This window comes from Photobacterium sp. DNB23_23_1 (assembly GCF_052873815.1).
Genome location: NZ_JBNNXT010000016.1, coordinates 30,417 through 47,372 on the forward strand (window position 1 = coordinate 30,417; position 16,956 = coordinate 47,372).

12 protein-coding genes are annotated in these 16,956 nt (G+C 48.9%); 2 read left to right on the forward strand and 10 right to left on the reverse strand.

Annotation, left to right across the window (positions count from 1 at the left end):
• Positions 1–21: 21 nt before the first annotated feature.
• The 3 genes from ACVA53_RS12070 to rlmA all read right to left on the reverse strand — a co-directional run bounded on the left by ACVA53_RS12070 (position 22) and on the right by rlmA (position 3,390).
• On the reverse strand, positions 22–990 hold the full coding sequence (locus tag ACVA53_RS12070) for an ABC transporter substrate-binding protein (protein ID WP_255041070.1): 969 nt from the start codon (positions 988–990) through the stop codon (positions 22–24).
• 453 nt (positions 991–1,443) lie between these two features.
• Positions 1,444–2,406 carry a ChaN family lipoprotein gene (locus tag ACVA53_RS12075; RefSeq protein WP_255040999.1) on the reverse strand — a complete coding sequence of 321 codons (963 nt, stop codon included), beginning with the start codon at positions 2,404–2,406 and terminating at the stop codon, positions 1,444–1,446.
• Positions 2,407–2,571: 165 nt separating this feature from the next.
• On the reverse strand, positions 2,572–3,390 hold the full coding sequence (gene rlmA / locus ACVA53_RS12080; protein ID WP_446505229.1) for a 23S rRNA (guanine(745)-N(1))-methyltransferase: 819 nt from the start codon (positions 3,388–3,390) through the stop codon (positions 2,572–2,574).
• A 323-nt stretch (positions 3,391–3,713) separates the two neighbouring features.
• Here rlmA and ACVA53_RS12085 point away from each other — a divergent pair, with 323 nt between their 5' ends.
• Positions 3,714–4,730, forward strand: coding sequence for a porin (locus ACVA53_RS12085; RefSeq protein ID WP_446505230.1), 1,017 nt, complete (start codon positions 3,714–3,716; stop codon positions 4,728–4,730).
• A gap of 140 nt (positions 4,731–4,870) precedes the next feature.
• Here the strand turns inward: ACVA53_RS12085 and ACVA53_RS12090 are convergent, their stop codons facing one another.
• The 4 genes from ACVA53_RS12090 to ACVA53_RS12105 all read right to left on the reverse strand — a co-directional run bounded on the left by ACVA53_RS12090 (position 4,871) and on the right by ACVA53_RS12105 (position 10,515).
• Positions 4,871–6,142 carry a sigma-54-dependent transcriptional regulator gene (locus tag ACVA53_RS12090; protein ID WP_446505231.1) on the reverse strand — a complete coding sequence of 424 codons (1,272 nt, stop codon included), beginning with the start codon at positions 6,140–6,142 and terminating at the stop codon, positions 4,871–4,873.
• Positions 6,129–8,492 (reverse strand): ATP-binding protein, encoded by a 2,364-nt coding sequence (locus tag ACVA53_RS12095; protein ID WP_446505232.1) that lies wholly within the window; start codon positions 8,490–8,492, stop codon positions 6,129–6,131. The genes ACVA53_RS12090 and ACVA53_RS12095 overlap by 14 nt, the downstream gene beginning before the upstream one ends.
• The gene (locus ACVA53_RS12100; RefSeq protein WP_446505233.1) at positions 8,489–9,757 is read right to left on the reverse strand and encodes an ABC transporter substrate-binding protein; all 1,269 of its coding nucleotides are present in this window, start codon (positions 9,755–9,757) and stop codon (positions 8,489–8,491) included. Before ACVA53_RS12100 ends, ACVA53_RS12095 begins: the two co-directional genes overlap by 4 nt.
• 257 nt (positions 9,758–10,014) lie before the next feature.
• Positions 10,015–10,515: a YfbU family protein gene (locus ACVA53_RS12105; protein ID WP_255041006.1), complete on the reverse strand. Its 501-nt coding sequence runs from the start codon at positions 10,513–10,515 to the stop codon at positions 10,015–10,017.
• A gap of 308 nt (positions 10,516–10,823) precedes the next feature.
• Here ACVA53_RS12105 and ACVA53_RS12110 point away from each other — a divergent pair, with 308 nt between their 5' ends.
• Complete coding sequence (locus tag ACVA53_RS12110; protein WP_255041007.1) at positions 10,824–11,477, forward strand: hypothetical protein; 654 nt, start codon at positions 10,824–10,826, stop codon at positions 11,475–11,477.
• Between the two features lie 47 nt (positions 11,478–11,524).
• Here ACVA53_RS12110 and ACVA53_RS12115 read toward each other — a convergent pair whose 3' ends face one another.
• The 3 genes from ACVA53_RS12115 to flhB form a co-directional block, all read right to left on the reverse strand.
• Positions 11,525–13,279: a formate--tetrahydrofolate ligase gene (locus ACVA53_RS12115; RefSeq protein ID WP_446505234.1), complete on the reverse strand. Its 1,755-nt coding sequence runs from the start codon at positions 13,277–13,279 to the stop codon at positions 11,525–11,527.
• A gap of 359 nt (positions 13,280–13,638) precedes the next feature.
• A complete protein-coding gene (flhA, locus tag ACVA53_RS12120; protein WP_446505235.1) occupies positions 13,639–15,735 on the reverse strand; it encodes a flagellar biosynthesis protein FlhA in 2,097 nt (698 codons plus the stop codon).
• A gap of 83 nt (positions 15,736–15,818) precedes the next feature.
• Positions 15,819–16,955 (reverse strand): flagellar biosynthesis protein FlhB, encoded by a 1,137-nt coding sequence (gene flhB / locus ACVA53_RS12125; RefSeq protein WP_446505236.1) that lies wholly within the window; start codon positions 16,953–16,955, stop codon positions 15,819–15,821.
• Between the last annotated feature and the right edge of the window lies 1 nt (position 16,956).

The following is a 16,956-nucleotide window of genomic DNA, read 5'->3' on the forward strand; positions in this document are numbered from 1 at the left end:
GTTACCGAGCATCCTGCTCTCTTACTTCTCTATCGACGATGCTCGCTCAAGTACCGCGGCAGGGAAGGTGAAGCCCAGTTTATCGGCGGCTTTTTGGTTAAGGGCCAGATCGGAACCTTTCGCCACTTTGACAGGAAGCTCAGAGATTTTTTTCCCTTTAAGCAAAGCATCGACATACTCAGCCGTCTGGACACCGACTTGGTAATAGTCGAACCCAAGGGCCGCTAGGGCACCGTTCTCAATATAGGTTGTTGAGGCGCCGACAATTGGGGTGTTGGCTTGGTTGCCAGCATTGACCAGGCCGTCAATCGCACTCGCCACGGTGTTATCGGTTGGGGCGTAAATAACGTCAGCTTTGGAAGCGACAATCTGGGCGGCAGATTGGACATCGGCACTTTTCAACGCTGTGCCTTCTACCACTGTCAGGCCTTTGTCTTCGGCAGCAGCACGGAGTAGCTGAACAAGGGCAACGGCGTTGGCTTCACCCGGGTTGAAGACCACCCCGATGGTCTTCATCTCAGGCAATAATTCCTGCATCAGTGCAACGTGCTGGGCAACCGGTGAGAGATCAGATAGACCTGTAACATTGCGCGTTGGCTTTTGCATATCTTTGACCAGTTTGGCACCGACTGGATCGGTCACAGCCGTGAAAACAACCGGGATAGATCGGGTGGAAGCCGCCAGTGCTTGGGCGGTAGGGGTGGCAATGCCCACCAGAACATCGGGACGTTCGCCCACGAACTGTTTGGCAATTTGCACTGCAATCGCCGGGTTACCTTGTGCAGTTTGGTAGCTGAACTCTAGATTCTCGCCCTCTACATATCCTTTTTGTTTCAAGCCATCGAGCAAGCCATTGCGCGCAGCATCCAATGCCGGGTGCTCAACGATTTGTGAGACCGCCACTTTTGCCACATCAGCCACAGCGGCTGTAGATGCCATACTCAATGAGGCGGCGACCCAGATGGCTGTTAGCAGTTTATTGTTTCTCATATCCATTCTCACACTCCTTGTTGGTTTCACGCTGTTCAAATTGTTGCTTAGCATAATGTTTTATCGTATCAGGGCGTAAAATGACATAACGCATTTAACATTTACGCAACGCGGTGGTGGTCAATAATGCTGCAACACAATCATTGAATAGTGAGAGTGATTGCTTGTTGAGATGAATTTATATCGCTGACTGGTATTTGGGTCAGTATGAGGATAATTGTGCTTTATTGATATATTTATGGTTTTAGAGAAATATTTTCTTATTTACGGTAAGGACGCGATGAAAATCTGTGCCACAGATCAAACTGCAGAGAGGCCGGTGTTCAGTGAAGGGTCAGGTCTGGTAAGAGATAATAATTGCTATGAGATATTAGCTGTATCTCTCCCAATGACCCCATAAGCTTGGCCGCCGATGGGGTCTGTTCTTTTCTTGGCTATTGGTTTTTCTCGCAGTTACTCATAGCACTTCAACGTTTTATTCCTGCCGTATATTTCTTTCATCGCAGCATGCATTTTGTCTTTATCGACATAGGCTGTCGGTAGTTGCATGACCTGAAAAGTAAAATCAGGTGATCCTTCTGCCACATTGGCCTTTTCGGTAACTGGGGTCACCATCATGACGTTTAGAGCCGGGTTGCGTGCCGTGATCCGTGAAGCGGTACCTAAACCTTCGGCTACATGGAAGCGTCCAGCAACATGAATAATTTGTTTGCCGGGGTGAAGAGCAAGGTAATCCACCATACTTTCAGCCATTGTGTCATCCCAAGTCGTTTGGGCGGCAAACTGGCGTTTGGTTTTTTCTTCGTCGCCATGGTGCATCGACGCGTTGAATTTTTCATGGTAGGCATCGTCGCCCAATGTGAGTTGTTTGGCTACCCATTTGCGCTCAGTGGTTGGTAGCCGATCCAAGTAGCTTTCGCCTTGCTGGCCAATGCAGCGAACAATGGGTTTCGGGGCATTGGCAGCAATAACATCCAGCTGGTTTATTTTGGCGAATTCAACCAGGGGGCGGTAGTCGCTACTGTAGTTAGGCCAAGCATTTCCATCCTTGATCAGCGTTTTCTCGCCGATTTCACCATTTAAATATTGATTAACGACATGCTGCTTATCCCGGGTGAACTGCTCCATTGATAGGGCCATATTAGGGCTCTGTTGGTAAAGGGCAGCAAAAAGGCGGGCCTGCATCAGATGCGCTCCCGGGTGGCCGTGCCATTCACCAACCAGCACAATATCAGCATCTTTAAGTGCATCGGCGAGCTGGGTAAGGGTCATAGATTGCCCTTGTGGTGAAAGGATTGTCGAGTCGTACATGGTTGGCAGCGGTTGGGGCATGCTGTCGTTCATATCAGTAACGTCAATATGGGAGGTGCAGCCGAACATTAAGCTAGCAAGGCCGAGGGAAAGCCATTTCTTCATGGGCATCAAATCACAGTGAGTTGGGGGAACGTCGAGTAAAAAATACACGACAAACAAATCATTAAGTATAGAAGCTGTGATGATAAATGAGTTGATAGTAGTTATCAAATGCAATTGATAACTACTATTATTTGATGATTGCGATGTGATTGCTGTTGCTGGCCGTTAAGCTTGTCGCTGATAAACCCTAATCGCGAAATCGGCTTCGCAACGGAATTGTTTGCTTGCTGCCAGTTGCTGCCAGACATTATCACTGGTTTTCCACGCAAACGGCGTCATCTGCATCAGCGCTGTTGCCTCTTCGCCGTTAAGTGTCATGTCGTAGTGGAGTTGGGTCTGGTCGATAAGCTCAAAGCCTTCGATACTTTCGGCTGCCATATCATGCAACCGCACACCGTCGTAAATAAGCTCTTTTAGCTGGTATAAATGGCGGGCTGCCGGCGTCACGGTAACAATAATACCGCCCGTTTTAATCGTACGCTTTAGCTCTTTGTCTTTGCATGGTGCATAAATGCGTACCATGCCATCGAGAGAATGATCGGAAAAAGGCAGACGGTGGCTAGAAGCGACACAAAAATGGCTGGTCGGGTAGCGTTTGGCCGCGTAGCGAATCGCCACTTTCGAAATGTCTAAACCATGCACTTCCAACGCTGGGTGAGCTGGCAGTGCTGCGGCAAAACCGGATGTGTAATATCCCTCGCCACATCCGATATCTAACAACTGTTCAGCCTCTTCCGGAAGATGTTTTTCTAGCTTATCAATGACCATCTGGCGCATTGGATCATAGTGGCCGGCGTCGAGAAATAGACGTCTGGCCTGCATCATCTCTTTGTTATCACCAGGGTTTTTTGACCCTTTGTGGTGTGCCGGCATCAAGTTGACATACCCTTCTTTGGCCTGATCAAACTGGTGGTTACTGGCGCATTTCCACGTTTTATCTTGTTGGGTCAGCGGCTGGTGGCAGAGAGGGCATTGGTATGGCATAGGGATCACCGGTCAGTGGAGTTGCGAGCATTGTAAACGTCTGTTTAGGCAAGCTGCAAGCAAACTGTATAAGTGCCCCTCTTTTGCTGATGAAATAGCCTTCTACTAGGCCAAAGCCGCCCTCTTATTATGATTATCTTGTCATTACTGAGGATAAAGGGGGCAGGGTGAATGCAGAAAGTAGAAGTCAGGATGAATAAAAAGTTATTATTTTGTAATTTTTTTCCTGTCACCTAAGTTAATAATGGCAAGTTTTTATTGCTAGTAGGAGTTAATTCAATAACAGATTTTTATCTGATTAACGAAGATAGGATATCTAATAAATGAATAAAAAAATTCTCGCCATAGCAGTGGCAAGCGCATTTTCAACCACATTCGTTTCTGCCGCAACGGTTTATCAGGATGATGACACCACCTTTAACATAGGTGGACGAGCGGAAGTCAGGGCTAACTTTTCTGACGCCAACAAAGAACCCGGAAACAGCAGTAGTTACGCTGATCGATCTAGGGTGCGATTGAGTGTTGATGGTACGCAGGTGGTATCAAGCAACGTGTCATTTTTCGGTAAGTATGAGTTTGAGATCACAGAGGCGGAAGATGGCTCGAGTGATGATGTCAAAATGAATACCCGCTACTTATATGCAGGGATTGAGACAAGTCACGGTAACCTCTATTACGGCCACCAAACGAATGCCGTTACTTATTTGACCGATTGGACTGATATGGCCGAAACATTTAGTGGCTATATTAATGAATACACGGTAGCAACAGCGGATAGGGCCAAAAATGTCCTACGCTACGAATTCACCACCGACTATGGGTTGACGTTTCAAGTTGATGGCAACTTCAATTCAGACAGCGAAAGTGCGAAAAGTGATGGTTACGGTGCCGCATTGGCCTACAGTATCCCGATGGGGTTAGATCTCGGGATCGGTTACGCTGCGAGTGATGAGACTTATGGCAATGGCTCTGACACCGATACCTCCGATGCGTTTTTCGCTGCGGCAAAATACACCAATGATATCGGCTTATGGCTAGCCGCTTTATATCAAGGAGGCAGTATTTCATCCCTCGGCATTAAAGGTTCTGACTACAGTTCTGCTGATGTCTATTTGGGTTACTCCTTTGATGATAACAACGTTAACCTGACATACAGTTACTTTTCGGCCGATGATATAGCGGATTTGGACATCAATTTTATTGGTGTTGAATATGCTCGCTATATTGGCGGTGTCACTTTATTTGGCAGCTATAAGTTCAACCTGCTCGATGAAGGCGAAGGGGGTGTCGGCGATAACGACGAAGACGAATTAATGTTAGGTATGCGTTACGCTTTTTAAGCCCTATCTCTAAGCGAGTGCCTTATTACACTCTTTTAGATCTTAAGCTCAGGAGCTCGCTCCTGAGCTTTTTGCTATGTTATGCCGTTATACCAACCTACATAAATACTTGATCAACGACTTATCCCAATTGGTATTATTTAGCTTCTCGCTTTGTACTCGGCTTTATCCAAATTGTGTTTTTTCATCCGAAGGTACAACTTCTTGCGCGGGATCTGGAGGTAGTTGGAGACATCGTTGATCCGGCCAGCAAACAGATACAGCGCATCTTCAATCACTTGCTTCTCGTAGCTGTCGACCAGATCATCCAGCGGGCTGCTCATATGCTCCAGCGGTTTGGTACGGTCCTGTCCGGCCAGTTTAACGATGCCTATCGCGTACAGCTCGGCTACGTTTTTCAGCTCAAGGACATTCCCACTCCACTCGTGGCGGTTTAGCGTGTTGATATAGGCTTTGTCGATCCCAGGAACGGCCTTGTGGAGCTTCTGGCAGCTTTGCTTTAGGAAGTACTTGAACAGCGGGGCGATATCGCTGACTCGTTGACGAAGAGGTGGCAGCTGGAAGCGAACTTGGCTCAGGAAATAAAACAGCTCGGGCAGCAAGACTTCCTGCTCAACCAAAGCCTCAGGGTTGGCTCCTGTGATTGCCAATACCCGGACCTCTTTCTTATTTTGGCGTTCTTGTTCGAGCAAGAATCGGCACAGCCATTGTTGGGCTTCTAATGGCATGTTTTGTGGTTCGTTGAGGCTGATGCTACCGCTGCGGGCGGAAATCATCGCTCGTTGCAGATCGGCGGTGCAGGTAATGTTACTGCCCAGGGTGGCAACGAACGGCCCTTTGTTCATCTGGCTGTGTTGGTGCAGCAGTTTGGTCACGGTATGGCGACCGGTACCGTTTTCACCTTCAACCAGGACATCCTTCGACGTCAGGGCTATCTGGGTGACTTTTTCACGGATTTTAACTATCAGTGGGCTTTCACCCAGTAACACATCGTGGGTGGACTGACCGATGGCCTCACGCTGTTCAATCACGGCCTTTCTGGTCGGAAGGTGCTTGCCGAGTAACTCTAATAATTCGGCGGGCTGTAGCGGTTTTTGCAGGAAGTCGAGTGCGCCGCGCTTGACGGCATCGACGGCCATTGGGATGTCACCGTGTCCCGTGATCATAATGACCGGCAGTTCGGGATCAAGGTCTTTGATATATTCCAGTAAATCCATCCCGCTGAGCCCTGGCATATACATGTCGGTCACTACAACACCGGGCCAGTTTTTGTGCAACAAGGTAGTCGCCAGTGTTGGGTCTGTAATGGCTTTGACTTTAAAACCTGACATTTCAAGAAGTTGCTGGTATGAATCCAACACGTCTTGGTCATCATCAATGATTAGTACTTCGATATCATTATTCATTATCATAATTTTTAAGCTCCAACACGACCATGGCACCACCTTGTAGGTTCGAGGCGAGGAAAATATCACCATCAAGGCGGTTCATGATTGAACGGCAGATACTTAAGCCAAGGCCCAGTCCCACCTCTTTTGTTGTTGTAAATGGTATAAAGAGTTTTTCGATTATTTCGACGGAAAATCCATTGCCGCTATCGCTGACTGCCAGGCAACATCGACCTGCCTGGCAACCAAGGGATTCGAGGGTAATGATGCGCTGTTCGCAACCAGCGACGGCATCACAGCTATTCACCAGTAGGTTGACCAAGACCTGCTCGAGCTGGATCTGATCGGCGTAGCAGTAGCATGAAGTGGTAAGCTGGTTACGGATTTCCGTTTGTTGTACCTTGGCCCGGCTTTCTACAATCATCATCGCTTGTTTGATCGAAGCGTTGAGCTCTACCGGCTTCATTGGATTGTCAGATGATTGTTTCTTGGAGAAACTCTTCAGACTCGCGATGATCCGCCCCATCCGGGCGGCAAGGCTTTCCACTTTCTCCAGCGAAGCCGATAGCTGCTCCAGCCGTTGTTTGTCCAATGCCAGCTTGGCCGTGAATATATGGGTTGAAATAGCCGAGAGTGGTTGGTTCAGCTCATGGGCCAGCGAGGTCATAGTCTGGCCTACCACTGCCATTTTCGCCGCTTGGATCAATTCGTCCTGGGTTGCGCGCAAGTCATCTTCCACCCGTTTGCGATCTTCGATTTCCAGCTTTAACTGGCGGTTGCGACTGGTGAGCGAGTGGGTTTTTTCCCTCACCATTTTTTCCAGCCAGCGGGCGGCTTTTTCCTGCTCGGTGATATCAGTCATAGTGATGATCACCTTTTCATTCTGGCCTTGCTGAAACAGGCGGAAGTCCAAACGCAAATAGAGGTTTTCTTGGTCGAGCTTCTTTTGCTTCAAGGTCAGGTTGCATCCACCTAAACTAAATAGCGGACTGGTTTCGGTAAATAATGACTGCAACCGGGCATACATGGTCGGACTGAAAAGCTCCCAAATTGACCGGTTCTTTGGCATTTCAATATTGTCGAAAAGGTTCAGGGCACTGGGGTTGACCGACTCGATAATACCGTCAAGGTTGCAGGTAATGATACTGGCTTGAGTGTTGTTGATCAGGTTCAGGGCATTGCTCTGCTGCATTTCCTGCATTTGGCGGCAGAAGTGGCGCAGGTTATCGCCTAATTGGCCGATTTCGTCATTACCGGACACTTGAATTTGTGCGTCGAGTTGGTTGTTGGCAACCGCCATGAGATCCTGGGATAGGAGGTTCAAACGTTTGACTATGCCCTGACCGACCAAGTAAATCGACAACATTACCGATAGGAACAAGGTGACCACCATGGTGCCGAACAAGATCAGACTACTGATGGAAATCGCCTGACGGGTTTTCTCATTCAGTACGTTGAGCGAGGCATCTTCTTGTTCCACCATCGTCAGGATAAGCGCTTCCTGATAAGCCAGTTGGGCTTGGATCTTGTCTTGGTAGCTTGTGATCTGCTGATAGATTTTGTAGTCCTGCAGTAGTTGCTTTTCTAGGATCCCGCCGGGCTCGACCAAGGCAATTAGTTCGTTGAGCAGCTGACGGTATGAGACAGTCGAGGTGTAGTGGCTCAAGCTTTGGCTCATTTGGCTGATTTCTTTGGTTTTGTAACCAATGAAATAGAAGGCGTTGACAATATCCCTTTCCTGCCGCTGCAAAATGATTTCTTGCACCAGCTGGTGCAGTTCATTTTCCTTGACGGTGATGGCCTGCAGCAGAGAGAACTCGGTCATGACTTCATTGATGGTGCTCGATACCAAGGCATTGGGCAGCATCCGTGTCAGCTGCCATTCTACCTCTTGGCGGATGGGGGTAAGCTCGTCAACCATGTCATGGTGAAGCCATTTGATGTTGCTTTCGGTTTGTGCCAGCACATAAAGATGGGTATTGCGCTGGTACAGCAGATCAGCATAGGCGTTGATGTCATTGAACAGGGTGTCGTGTTCACTCTTGATGGCTGAGTGGTATTTTAGGCTGGCGGTCTGCACGATTGCCTCGTTGATCTTGGTCAGCTTGTTGTTGATATTTTGCTTCAGATCCGCATGAAGGATTGGATCGGTATTGTTGCTGAGCAAGTTCAGAGCGGCTTGCAGGCCGGCAGTATTGCGCTCCAGTTGGTAGCTAGCTCGCAGGGTCGGCATATTCTTATCGACCATGGTCTGGATTTGATCGTCCAGGCTTTCCCAGTTATAGATGGCGATCAGGCTGACACTGATGGTGAGTAAAGCCATTACGGCAATCGACGCAATAAGGCGGTTGCCAATGGTGTTGCCGAACCTCATTCGCCGGCACCTTTCTGCTTGTGGTTATCGAGCAACTGCTCGCAGATACTAATGGCCTGATTGAGCTGATTGGTCATCAAAGTACGCCATTCCTTGATGAGGTGCGTCGTGTGCATGTCGGTTTTCGACATGGTAACCGCTTTTCGTAACTGAGGATTTCGTGACTGGGCTTCGGATATCGGTGGTGTAGAGGCCAACTTGATCGCCAAGTTGTACTGACGCTGCTCTTCCGCTGTCAGCGGGGTCAGTTGCTTGACCTTGTGGATCAGCTGCCAAGCCTGGTTAAGCCGAATAAGCTGGTGGTTGATGCTTTGCTCAAACAGCTGCTTGACCAGGAGTGAGCGCTCTTCCATTAGTTGGTGGTCAATCGAGGCGACTTCAAATGGCTGGGCCATGGTTTGATGTAGGGCATATTTGTTGAGTGAGCTGGTCGACAAGGTTTGCTGGATCTCGTCCGAGAGTAAGAATTCAATAAATTCAATGCTTCGCTTTGCTTGGTTGATATTTTTCACCGCTGCAACATAGCTGGGTAACAGCGGGCTTTTAGGCTGGTAGGAAAAATTGATAAAGGGGAACAGCTTTTGGCTTTCATGGGCATAACTGTCAATGATCGGCCCTATACCGGCCAATCCGCGGGCAATACTGTTCTTGGTGCCATAGCTACGGGCCGAAATCGATGATAGGTTGCCACCGATTTGCAACAACAACTGCCACCCGTTCTTCCAACCATACTGCTGGAGGATGTTTTCGACCATGATATGCGTTGTACCGGAACGAGCCGGACTGCTCATAACCAGATGACGGGAGTAGCGCGGGTCGGCAAGGCTTTCCCACTTGTTAGGTACAGGGAGTTGATGTTTTTTGATGTAGTCCTTGTTCCACATTAGCCCGTAACCGGAATAGCCGAAGATAGCGACATTGGCGATGGAGTCTTGCATAAAACGTTGTTGCTGAAACGTCGAATCGAAATTCAAAGCGTTGAGCGGCAATAAGCGATCCTCGTCGACCAACGGTGTAAACAGTGACCGCGAAGAGGAAATTACGATGTCGATGTCATGGTCTTCGTGGCTGAGCAGACGTAGGCCAGAAGTTTCCCGTCGGTGGAGTATAGTGAAGTGGACTTCGGGGTATTGTTGTTGAAACTGCTTCAATATGGGGTGTAGCGACTCAACAGTAAACGTGGTTAGGATGATCAGTTGATCAGTTGGCTTGGCCCAACTTGAGAACGAAAAAAGGAGTATGACGGCATAGATAAGTTTCATCATCGGAGATCAACCAACCAGAATGTTTCTTTGTATACAGGGAAAACGGCACCAAGAGTAGTGCAATCACGGGCTAATAATTTGAATTATTTGTGGTTTATCGCTTTTACCACGTTTAATACTGGCTAAGGGTCAAAGTTGACACAAGTTGCGAGTATTTAATGGCTGGGCTCACATTTTTACTAAGGGGGAGAGGATGTCAAGTGGCAGAAGTAACAAGCCGGAGCAAAGGCTCCGGCTTGGGGGATAGCGTCGTCAGGTTAGGCGTTTAGAATCTGCTGGATTTCAGCGGTAGACAAGTGGTACTGACGCGGGCAGTTGCGCCAGGTGCGAAGCATACGTTGGTATTTTTCCAACATCGGCACCTGACTGTTGAACATGTGCTCTGCCTTGTCGAATTGTGGGTACAGACCCTCTTCCTCTGTTAGGAAGCGCACATAGTGGACATGCTGTGCTTCTGAGGCGGCATCAAAGCCTAGGAATTGAAGGCGGCGCTGATCAACCTGGCTCTGGTTGTCGTCAGACAGCATTTTGTAAGATTCCTGCATTGCGTGGTGCATTTCCATAAAATCGATGATTTCACGGCAGTTATCTTCAGGCAGGTCACCGAACTCTTTATCCAGCTCACGCATTTGTAGGCCGTAACCGCGTTCTACGATAGTCTGCAGACGGCGGTACTTAGTTTCGTTCTCAGGCGTGAGTTTAGACATCAAGTAATACTGGTTAGATAGGATCAGGCGTTGCGCGTTGGTCATTTCCATAATGATAGGCCTTAATTTTTTTATTGAGCTGGCATTGAGGTTAACAGGATAAAACGAAAATAAATTGATCTAGTTACGTCTTGCTAACTTTTTTTTGTTAAAAATTACTAATCGCATAAAGTCTATCCAAAGCCACTATGATTAGGCGATAAAATTAAACTATGTCCTTAATTATTACATGGATTTTAGGGTTTGTTGGATTGAGATGATTGTTCTGAAGCACGTTGTTTGTGTTTTATTCTGGTGGTGGAGTGGGTCAGTCTACTTAAAGGTCAGATGTAAAGGATAGGCAAAGAGTGGGGGAAAGGATGTCAGGTGCGTTGAGTGGGTTCCAATTAGCGGGTTTTGTAGCGACGGCCGTAATACTCGTGCTGGGCTTTCCAAGGGATTTCTGGCCTAAGTTTCGTGCAGAGAAAGACTACCAGCACTGGGTCTTGGCCAGTATGGTGGTGCTTTTTTTACTTTGGAGCCTCAAGGCCGGGCTGTCCGATGGGCTACAAGTACATTTTTTGGCGATGACCACAGTGGCATTGTGCCATGGCTGGAGGATCGCTGTGCTGATAGGGGTTATTCCGACTCTGTTGTTGGCGCTATTTGGCTTGTTGCCGATAGTCGAAATAGGGAATTACTTGCTGGTTTCAGTCATTTTCCCTGCTTGGCTGAGTTTTTACCTGTTTCGTTTGGCGTATTGTTATCTGGCACGGCACTTATTTGTTTATATTTTTGTTGCTGCTTTTCTTAACGGTGCGTTAACCATTGCGGCCCATCAATTGCTTAATGGTACGGTGATGTGGCTCAGTGGTCTCTATAGTTGGTACTACATTGTCGATAATTATCTGGTGCTGACGCCACTGTTATTGTTTCCCGAGGCATTGCTTAACGGAATGGCGATCACTTTGCTGGTGGTTTACCAACCGCAATGGGTCAGAACGTTCCACGACAATGATTACCTAGGCAGGTAAAAACAAGAACGCCAGCGAAAGCTGGCGTTCTTAGTAGGTAACGAGCGTTAGCTCAAGCCGACGATATTGCCGTCATTATCAATATCCAGTCCCAGGTAGGCTGGCTTCTCTGATAGGCCTGGCATGGTCATTACGTTACCACACAGGGCATAAACGAAACCGGCACCAGCGCATAATTTTAGCTCACGGATCGGTACCAAAAAGTCGCTTGGTGCGCCTTTCAGGCTTGGGTCATGGCTGATAGACAGTGGTGTTTTCGCCATGCATAGTGCAAGGTTGTCGTAACCCTGGGCTTTGAACTGGGCAAGTTGCTCTTTGGCCAAATCAGACAGTTCGACACCGCGGCAGCCGTAGCCGACTTCAGCAACCGTCATCAGCTTCTCTTCCAAAGACTGTGATAAGTCGTAGAGCGGCTTGAAGTTAGCGGGTGTTTCACAGGCACGGGTCACGGCGTTAGCCAGTTCAACCGCACCTTCCCCCCCTTTGCCAAAGGCTTCGCTGATCGCGACATCAACGTGGGTTGTAAATTGCTCGGCTTCAACCATTTCTTTTAGTTGTGCCAATTCAGCATCCGTGTCTTGCGGGAAGCGGTTGATGGCTACCACGACAGGTACACCGTACTTGGCTGCATTGTTGATGTGCCATTTCAGGTTGTCGAACCCGGCAATCAGTGCTTTTTCGTCTTGTTCGAAGATGGCTTGCGGCAGGGCTTGGCCCGGACGTAGGTCATATAGGCCTGAGTTAGCTTTAAGACCGCGCAGGGTCGCCACTACCACAGCACAGTCTGGCCCACGGCCTGCTTGTTGTGCCTTGATGTTACAGGCTTTCTCAAAGCCCATGTCCGAGCCGAAACCGCCTTCGGTAATGGTGTAATCAGCAAGTTTAAGCGCGATACGGTCAGCAATGATAGACGAGTTGCCGTGAGCGATGTTGGCAAAAGGACCGGCGTGGATCAGTGTCGGTACCCCTTCTAGGGTTTGCATCATGGTTGGCTCAATGGCTTCAATCATGGTCACTGCCATGGCCCCGGCAACCTGAAGATCTTCTGCCGTTACAGGCTTGCCATCAAGATCATAAGCCAATACGACACGGCCGATACGCTGACGCATGTCAGCCAAATCTTTTGACAGGGCAAGGATAGCCATAAGTTCAGAAGCCGCCGAGATATCAAAGCCATCTTCACGTTCAATACCGTTGATGGTTTTACCCGGTTGGTTCTTACCTACAGTGATCATGCGAAGAGCACGGTCATTGTGATCCATCACCCGCCTCCAGACGATGCGTTCCCTATCAATGCGAAGGGCTGGCATTCCGGTTTTTTCGCTAAAGCCTTCGTAACCGTGGCGCTCTTCGTGATAGACGCGGGCATCAATAGCAGCGGCAGCAAGGTTATGGGCTGCTGTTACGGCGTGGATATCACCGGTCAGGTGAAGGTTCAGTTTTTCCATCGGGGCGACTTGGCTGAAACCACCGCCGGCAGCGCCACCTTTAACACCAAACACTGGGCCCATGGAAGGCTGGCGGATACATGCCATTACCGACTGGTTGATTTTAGCCAGACCTTGGGCTAGACCGATTGTGGTAACGGTCTTACCTTCACCCAATGGGGTTGGCGTGATAGCGGTGACCACAACCAGTTTACCTTCTTCGTGATCGGCCAGACGTTTTAGGATTGAAGGCTTTACTTTGGCTTTCAATGAGCCCTGCGGAGTCAGATCTTCAGGTAGCAGGCCAGCCCGCTGAGCGATGTGATCAATCGGCGTAAGCGTTGTATCACGGCAAATTTCAATATCACTTTTCATGGGCGACCATAACCTCGCATTCGGTAACTTTATATATATCGCACAATCAGTTTATATGAGTTGCGCAATCGTTTGCGTTGGATTTATACCATAATTTTATCATGGGTAAAGTGATAAATGCGGATAGTTATGTCATGAGAATGGTTGTTCTTTATAGGGATGTTGCACACAGAATGTGTTGTTATGTTGAAGTGTTTGATGGATAAGAAAAAAGTCGGTGTTATCTTTTTGTGTCAAGATCGTGGTTTCGTCGGATTTTTATTGACTTAATTTAGTGTCAGCTTGCGTAATTACGCTTTGGGGGGAGCGAATGAAAGACCGGATACACAATGTATCCGGTCCAGAGAGCATGGCAGTTTTTAGCCCAAGTGACCAAGCACATTGATATTTTTATCTTCAGGGATCTCGTTGTACGAAAGCACGAACAGTCCTTTGGCGAAGGTGCGGGCGTAACGGGCCAGAAGTGGTCTTAGCTGCGGCGTGACCAGCAAGATGGGTTTGAAGCCATTTTGCTTCAATTGCTCTTTGACTGCGGGCATATTCTGTTGCAGCTGGGCTAGCAGAGTTGGCTCGACAGGGAAGCTATCAAGTGCTGTTTGGCCGCCACTTTGTTGGGCTTTGCTCAACGATGTCAGTAGCATTTTCTCGAGGTTATCACTCAGGGTATAGATATTGAAATCTTTGCTTGAACCAACCAGGCTATTGGTCAGCGAACGCTTGAGTCCACAGCGCACATCGGCAGCGATCAGGATCGGGTCTTTGGTGATTTCGCTACTTTCAACCATGATGGAAGCGATATTTGCGATGTCTTTGATAGGCATCTGATCGATAAGAAGTTGGCGGAAAACGCGCATTTGCTGCTGGTGGTTTAGCTGGTTGGTGAGGGCTTCCATGAGTTTTGGAGCCGAGTCGCCTAAGCGTTCCATCAAACGTTCGACATCATCGTGGCAGAAGAGCTCAGCGAGATGCTCCTTGATGATTTTGCTCAGATGAGTCGCCACCACCGTCGCGCCATCAACCACGGAGTAGCCCTGATTAAGTGCTTGGGGTTTATTGGCTGGTTCAATCCATACCGCATCGAGGTTGTAGGCCGGATCTTTACCGAGTACGCCATCGAGTTGGCCATACACTTCACCGACGGCAAGGGCCATTAGGCGCTCAGGGTCAATATCGCCTTGTGAGATAACCTCACCATGGAGCAGTAATGAATATTGAGTTGGTTTGAGCTTGAGATTATCGCGAATAGCGATTTCTGGGATCAAAAAGCCCACCTGTTCGGTTATCGTTTTCCTTACCCCGCGGATCCGCTGCGCGAGTGGTTCCCCTTGGTTTTTATCGACCAAGTTCACTAATCGATAACCCAGCTCGAGGGCAATAGGGTTAACCACCGGAACGTCATTCCAGCCAAGGGTTGGGGCGTTGTCTTGGGCAATCGCTTCGGCAACAGCTTCAGCCTGTTCGAGCGGTTCGGGATCGTTTTCAATCCGTCTTTGTTTCCAGCCGGCATAGGCTAAGACGGCGGCAAAGATGAAGAACGCAAGGTGCGGCATACCCGGCACCAAGCCAATGATCAACATGATGGCCGAGGCGGTAAACAAGGTTGTCGTGGAAGCCAGCATCTGGCGGTGGACATCAACAGAGATATCGCCGCTGTCGTTGACCCGGGTAACAATAATGGCGGCAGCGGTTGCCAGTAGCAAGGATGGGATCTGGGCAACCAAGCCATCACCAATGGTGAGCAGGGCGAAGCGCTGGAATGCCTCGCTGGCGGCTAAGTCATGTTGCACCATACCAATGGTAATACCGCCCAAGATATTGATGACCAAGATCATCAAACCGGCAATGGCATCACCCCGGACGAATTTTGAGGCACCGTCCATCGAGCCGTAGAAATCCGCTTCTCGGGCTACGTCATCACGGCGGGTTCGGGCTTGGTTTTGGTCTATCAGGCCGGCATTCAAGTCGGCATCAATTGCCATCTGTTTACCAGGCAGGGCATCAAGGGTAAAACGAGCCGATACTTCCGAGATACGTTCGCCACCTTTGGTGATCACCACAAAGTTGATGATCATCAGAATGACGAAAACGACAATACCGACGAAGTAGTTACCACCGACAACCACATCACCAAAGGCCTGGATTACCTTACCGGCAGAGTCACCACCGAGGTGACCATTGAGCAATACCACCCGGGTAGAGGCGACATTGAGGGTCAGTCGCATCAAGGTAGCGACTAGCAAGATAGTTGGAAAGACCGAAAAATCTAGTGGTCGTTTGCTCGATACCGCAACCAGCAGCACAATGACGGCCAGTACGATATTGAAAATGAACAGGCCATCGAGCAGCCACGGCGGCAAGGGTAAGATGACCATGGCAAGGATTGCCAACAGCATAATGGGAATCCCAAAATAGCTGGTGGTCAGGTTCGGAAACAGTTGTTGCAGTTTCGCTTTCATAGGACTTCTAGCTCAAAGTTGACGGTGCTTGTTGTAATCATTGTTGGTTGAGAGTAATCAGTGGTGTTGCTGGTATCGGTTAGCTATTTTTTAGTTAATAAATGCTTGGGGATCGCAAAGCTTGGCAAAGGCTGAGGTTTCTCTTTATTGCCCTCTTTATAGGCCTTGAGCTGCATTACGTATGTTAATACGTGGGCCACGGCGACAAACAGCGGTCCCGGTATTTCCTGATCGACACGGGTATTGAAATAAATCGCACGCGCCAGTGGCGGCAGGTTCATCACCTCAATGTTGTGTTTTTTGGCAATCGCCTTGATGTGGAAAGCCATTTCGTCTTCCCCTTTAGCAACGACGAAAGGAGCGCCGGCTCGGCTCAGATCATACTTGAGCGCGACAGCATAGTGAGTCGGGTTGGTCAGAATGACATCAGCGGTCGGAACTGAATTATCAATTCGGCGGCGAGACATCTGTTGCTGAATTTGCCTGACCCGCTGCTTGACCTCTGGACGACCTTCGCTGTTCTTGTGCTCGTCCTTCACTTCCTGCTTGGTCATCTTCAGCTCTTTGGTGTGGTTCCATAGCTGGTAGGGCATATCAATCAAACCGATCAGCAGGACAACGACACCGAAATAGATCAGCGCTTTGATGATATGGCTAAGGGTGATCCCCATACCTTGCTCGAAAGGTGCTCGCTGGGCGGCAATCAAGGTGGTGAGATTATTATCGAGCAGTACATACAATACGGATGAAAGCAGAGCTATCTTAAGGATGGACTTGAGCAGTTCAACCAGTGACTTGATGGAAAAAAGCCGTTTTAGGCCAGCGAGCGGGCTGATTTTACTGAGTTTTGGCTGGATAGGTTTGAGCGACATAACCCAACCGCCTGGAACCATTGAAGCTAGGATGGTCATGATGATCAACACCATGGCCATCGGGACAAAAATGCCGGCCAGCAAGCGTACACTCTCAGCGAGCTTGCGGGCCATGATATCGGGCTCTTTGAGCTCGGCGGCACTGAGCTGGTAGTTTATGGTAAACAGCTTCTCGGCTTGCTCGCCGAGGAAGTGGCCATAGGCCCAAAGGAACATTGCAATAGTGATAAACAGTACGCCGACCACGAATTCCTTGGAGCGGGCGACTTGGCCTTCACGTTTGGCTTTGCGCAGTTTCTGGGGACTGGGCTTTTCGCTTTTATCTTGGCTGCTTTGCTGCTGAGACATG

Coding starts and splice junctions, on each gene's coding strand:
- flhB (WP_446505236.1), bottom strand. CDS start 16,955: ATGTCTCAGCAGCAAAGCAGCCAAGATAAAAGCGAAAAGCCCAGTCCC.
- ACVA53_RS12070 (WP_255041070.1), bottom strand. CDS start 990: ATGAGAAACAATAAACTGCTAACAGCCATCTGGGTCGCCGCCTCATTG.
- ACVA53_RS12105 (WP_255041006.1), bottom strand. CDS start 10,515: ATGGAAATGACCAACGCGCAACGCCTGATCCTATCTAACCAGTATTAC.
- ACVA53_RS12075 (WP_255040999.1), bottom strand. CDS start 2,406: ATGAAGAAATGGCTTTCCCTCGGCCTTGCTAGCTTAATGTTCGGCTGC.
- ACVA53_RS12115 (WP_446505234.1), bottom strand. CDS start 13,279: ATGAAAAGTGATATTGAAATTTGCCGTGATACAACGCTTACGCCGATT.
- ACVA53_RS12095 (WP_446505232.1), bottom strand. CDS start 8,492: ATGAGGTTCGGCAACACCATTGGCAACCGCCTTATTGCGTCGATTGCC.
- ACVA53_RS12100 (WP_446505233.1), bottom strand. CDS start 9,757: ATGATGAAACTTATCTATGCCGTCATACTCCTTTTTTCGTTCTCAAGT.
- ACVA53_RS12110 (WP_255041007.1), top strand. CDS start 10,824: ATGTCAGGTGCGTTGAGTGGGTTCCAATTAGCGGGTTTTGTAGCGACG.
- rlmA (WP_446505229.1), bottom strand. CDS start 3,390: ATGCCATACCAATGCCCTCTCTGCCACCAGCCGCTGACCCAACAAGAT.
- flhA (WP_446505235.1), bottom strand. CDS start 15,735: ATGAAAGCGAAACTGCAACAACTGTTTCCGAACCTGACCACCAGCTAT.
- ACVA53_RS12090 (WP_446505231.1), bottom strand. CDS start 6,142: ATGATAATGAATAATGATATCGAAGTACTAATCATTGATGATGACCAA.
- ACVA53_RS12085 (WP_446505230.1), top strand. CDS start 3,714: ATGAATAAAAAAATTCTCGCCATAGCAGTGGCAAGCGCATTTTCAACC.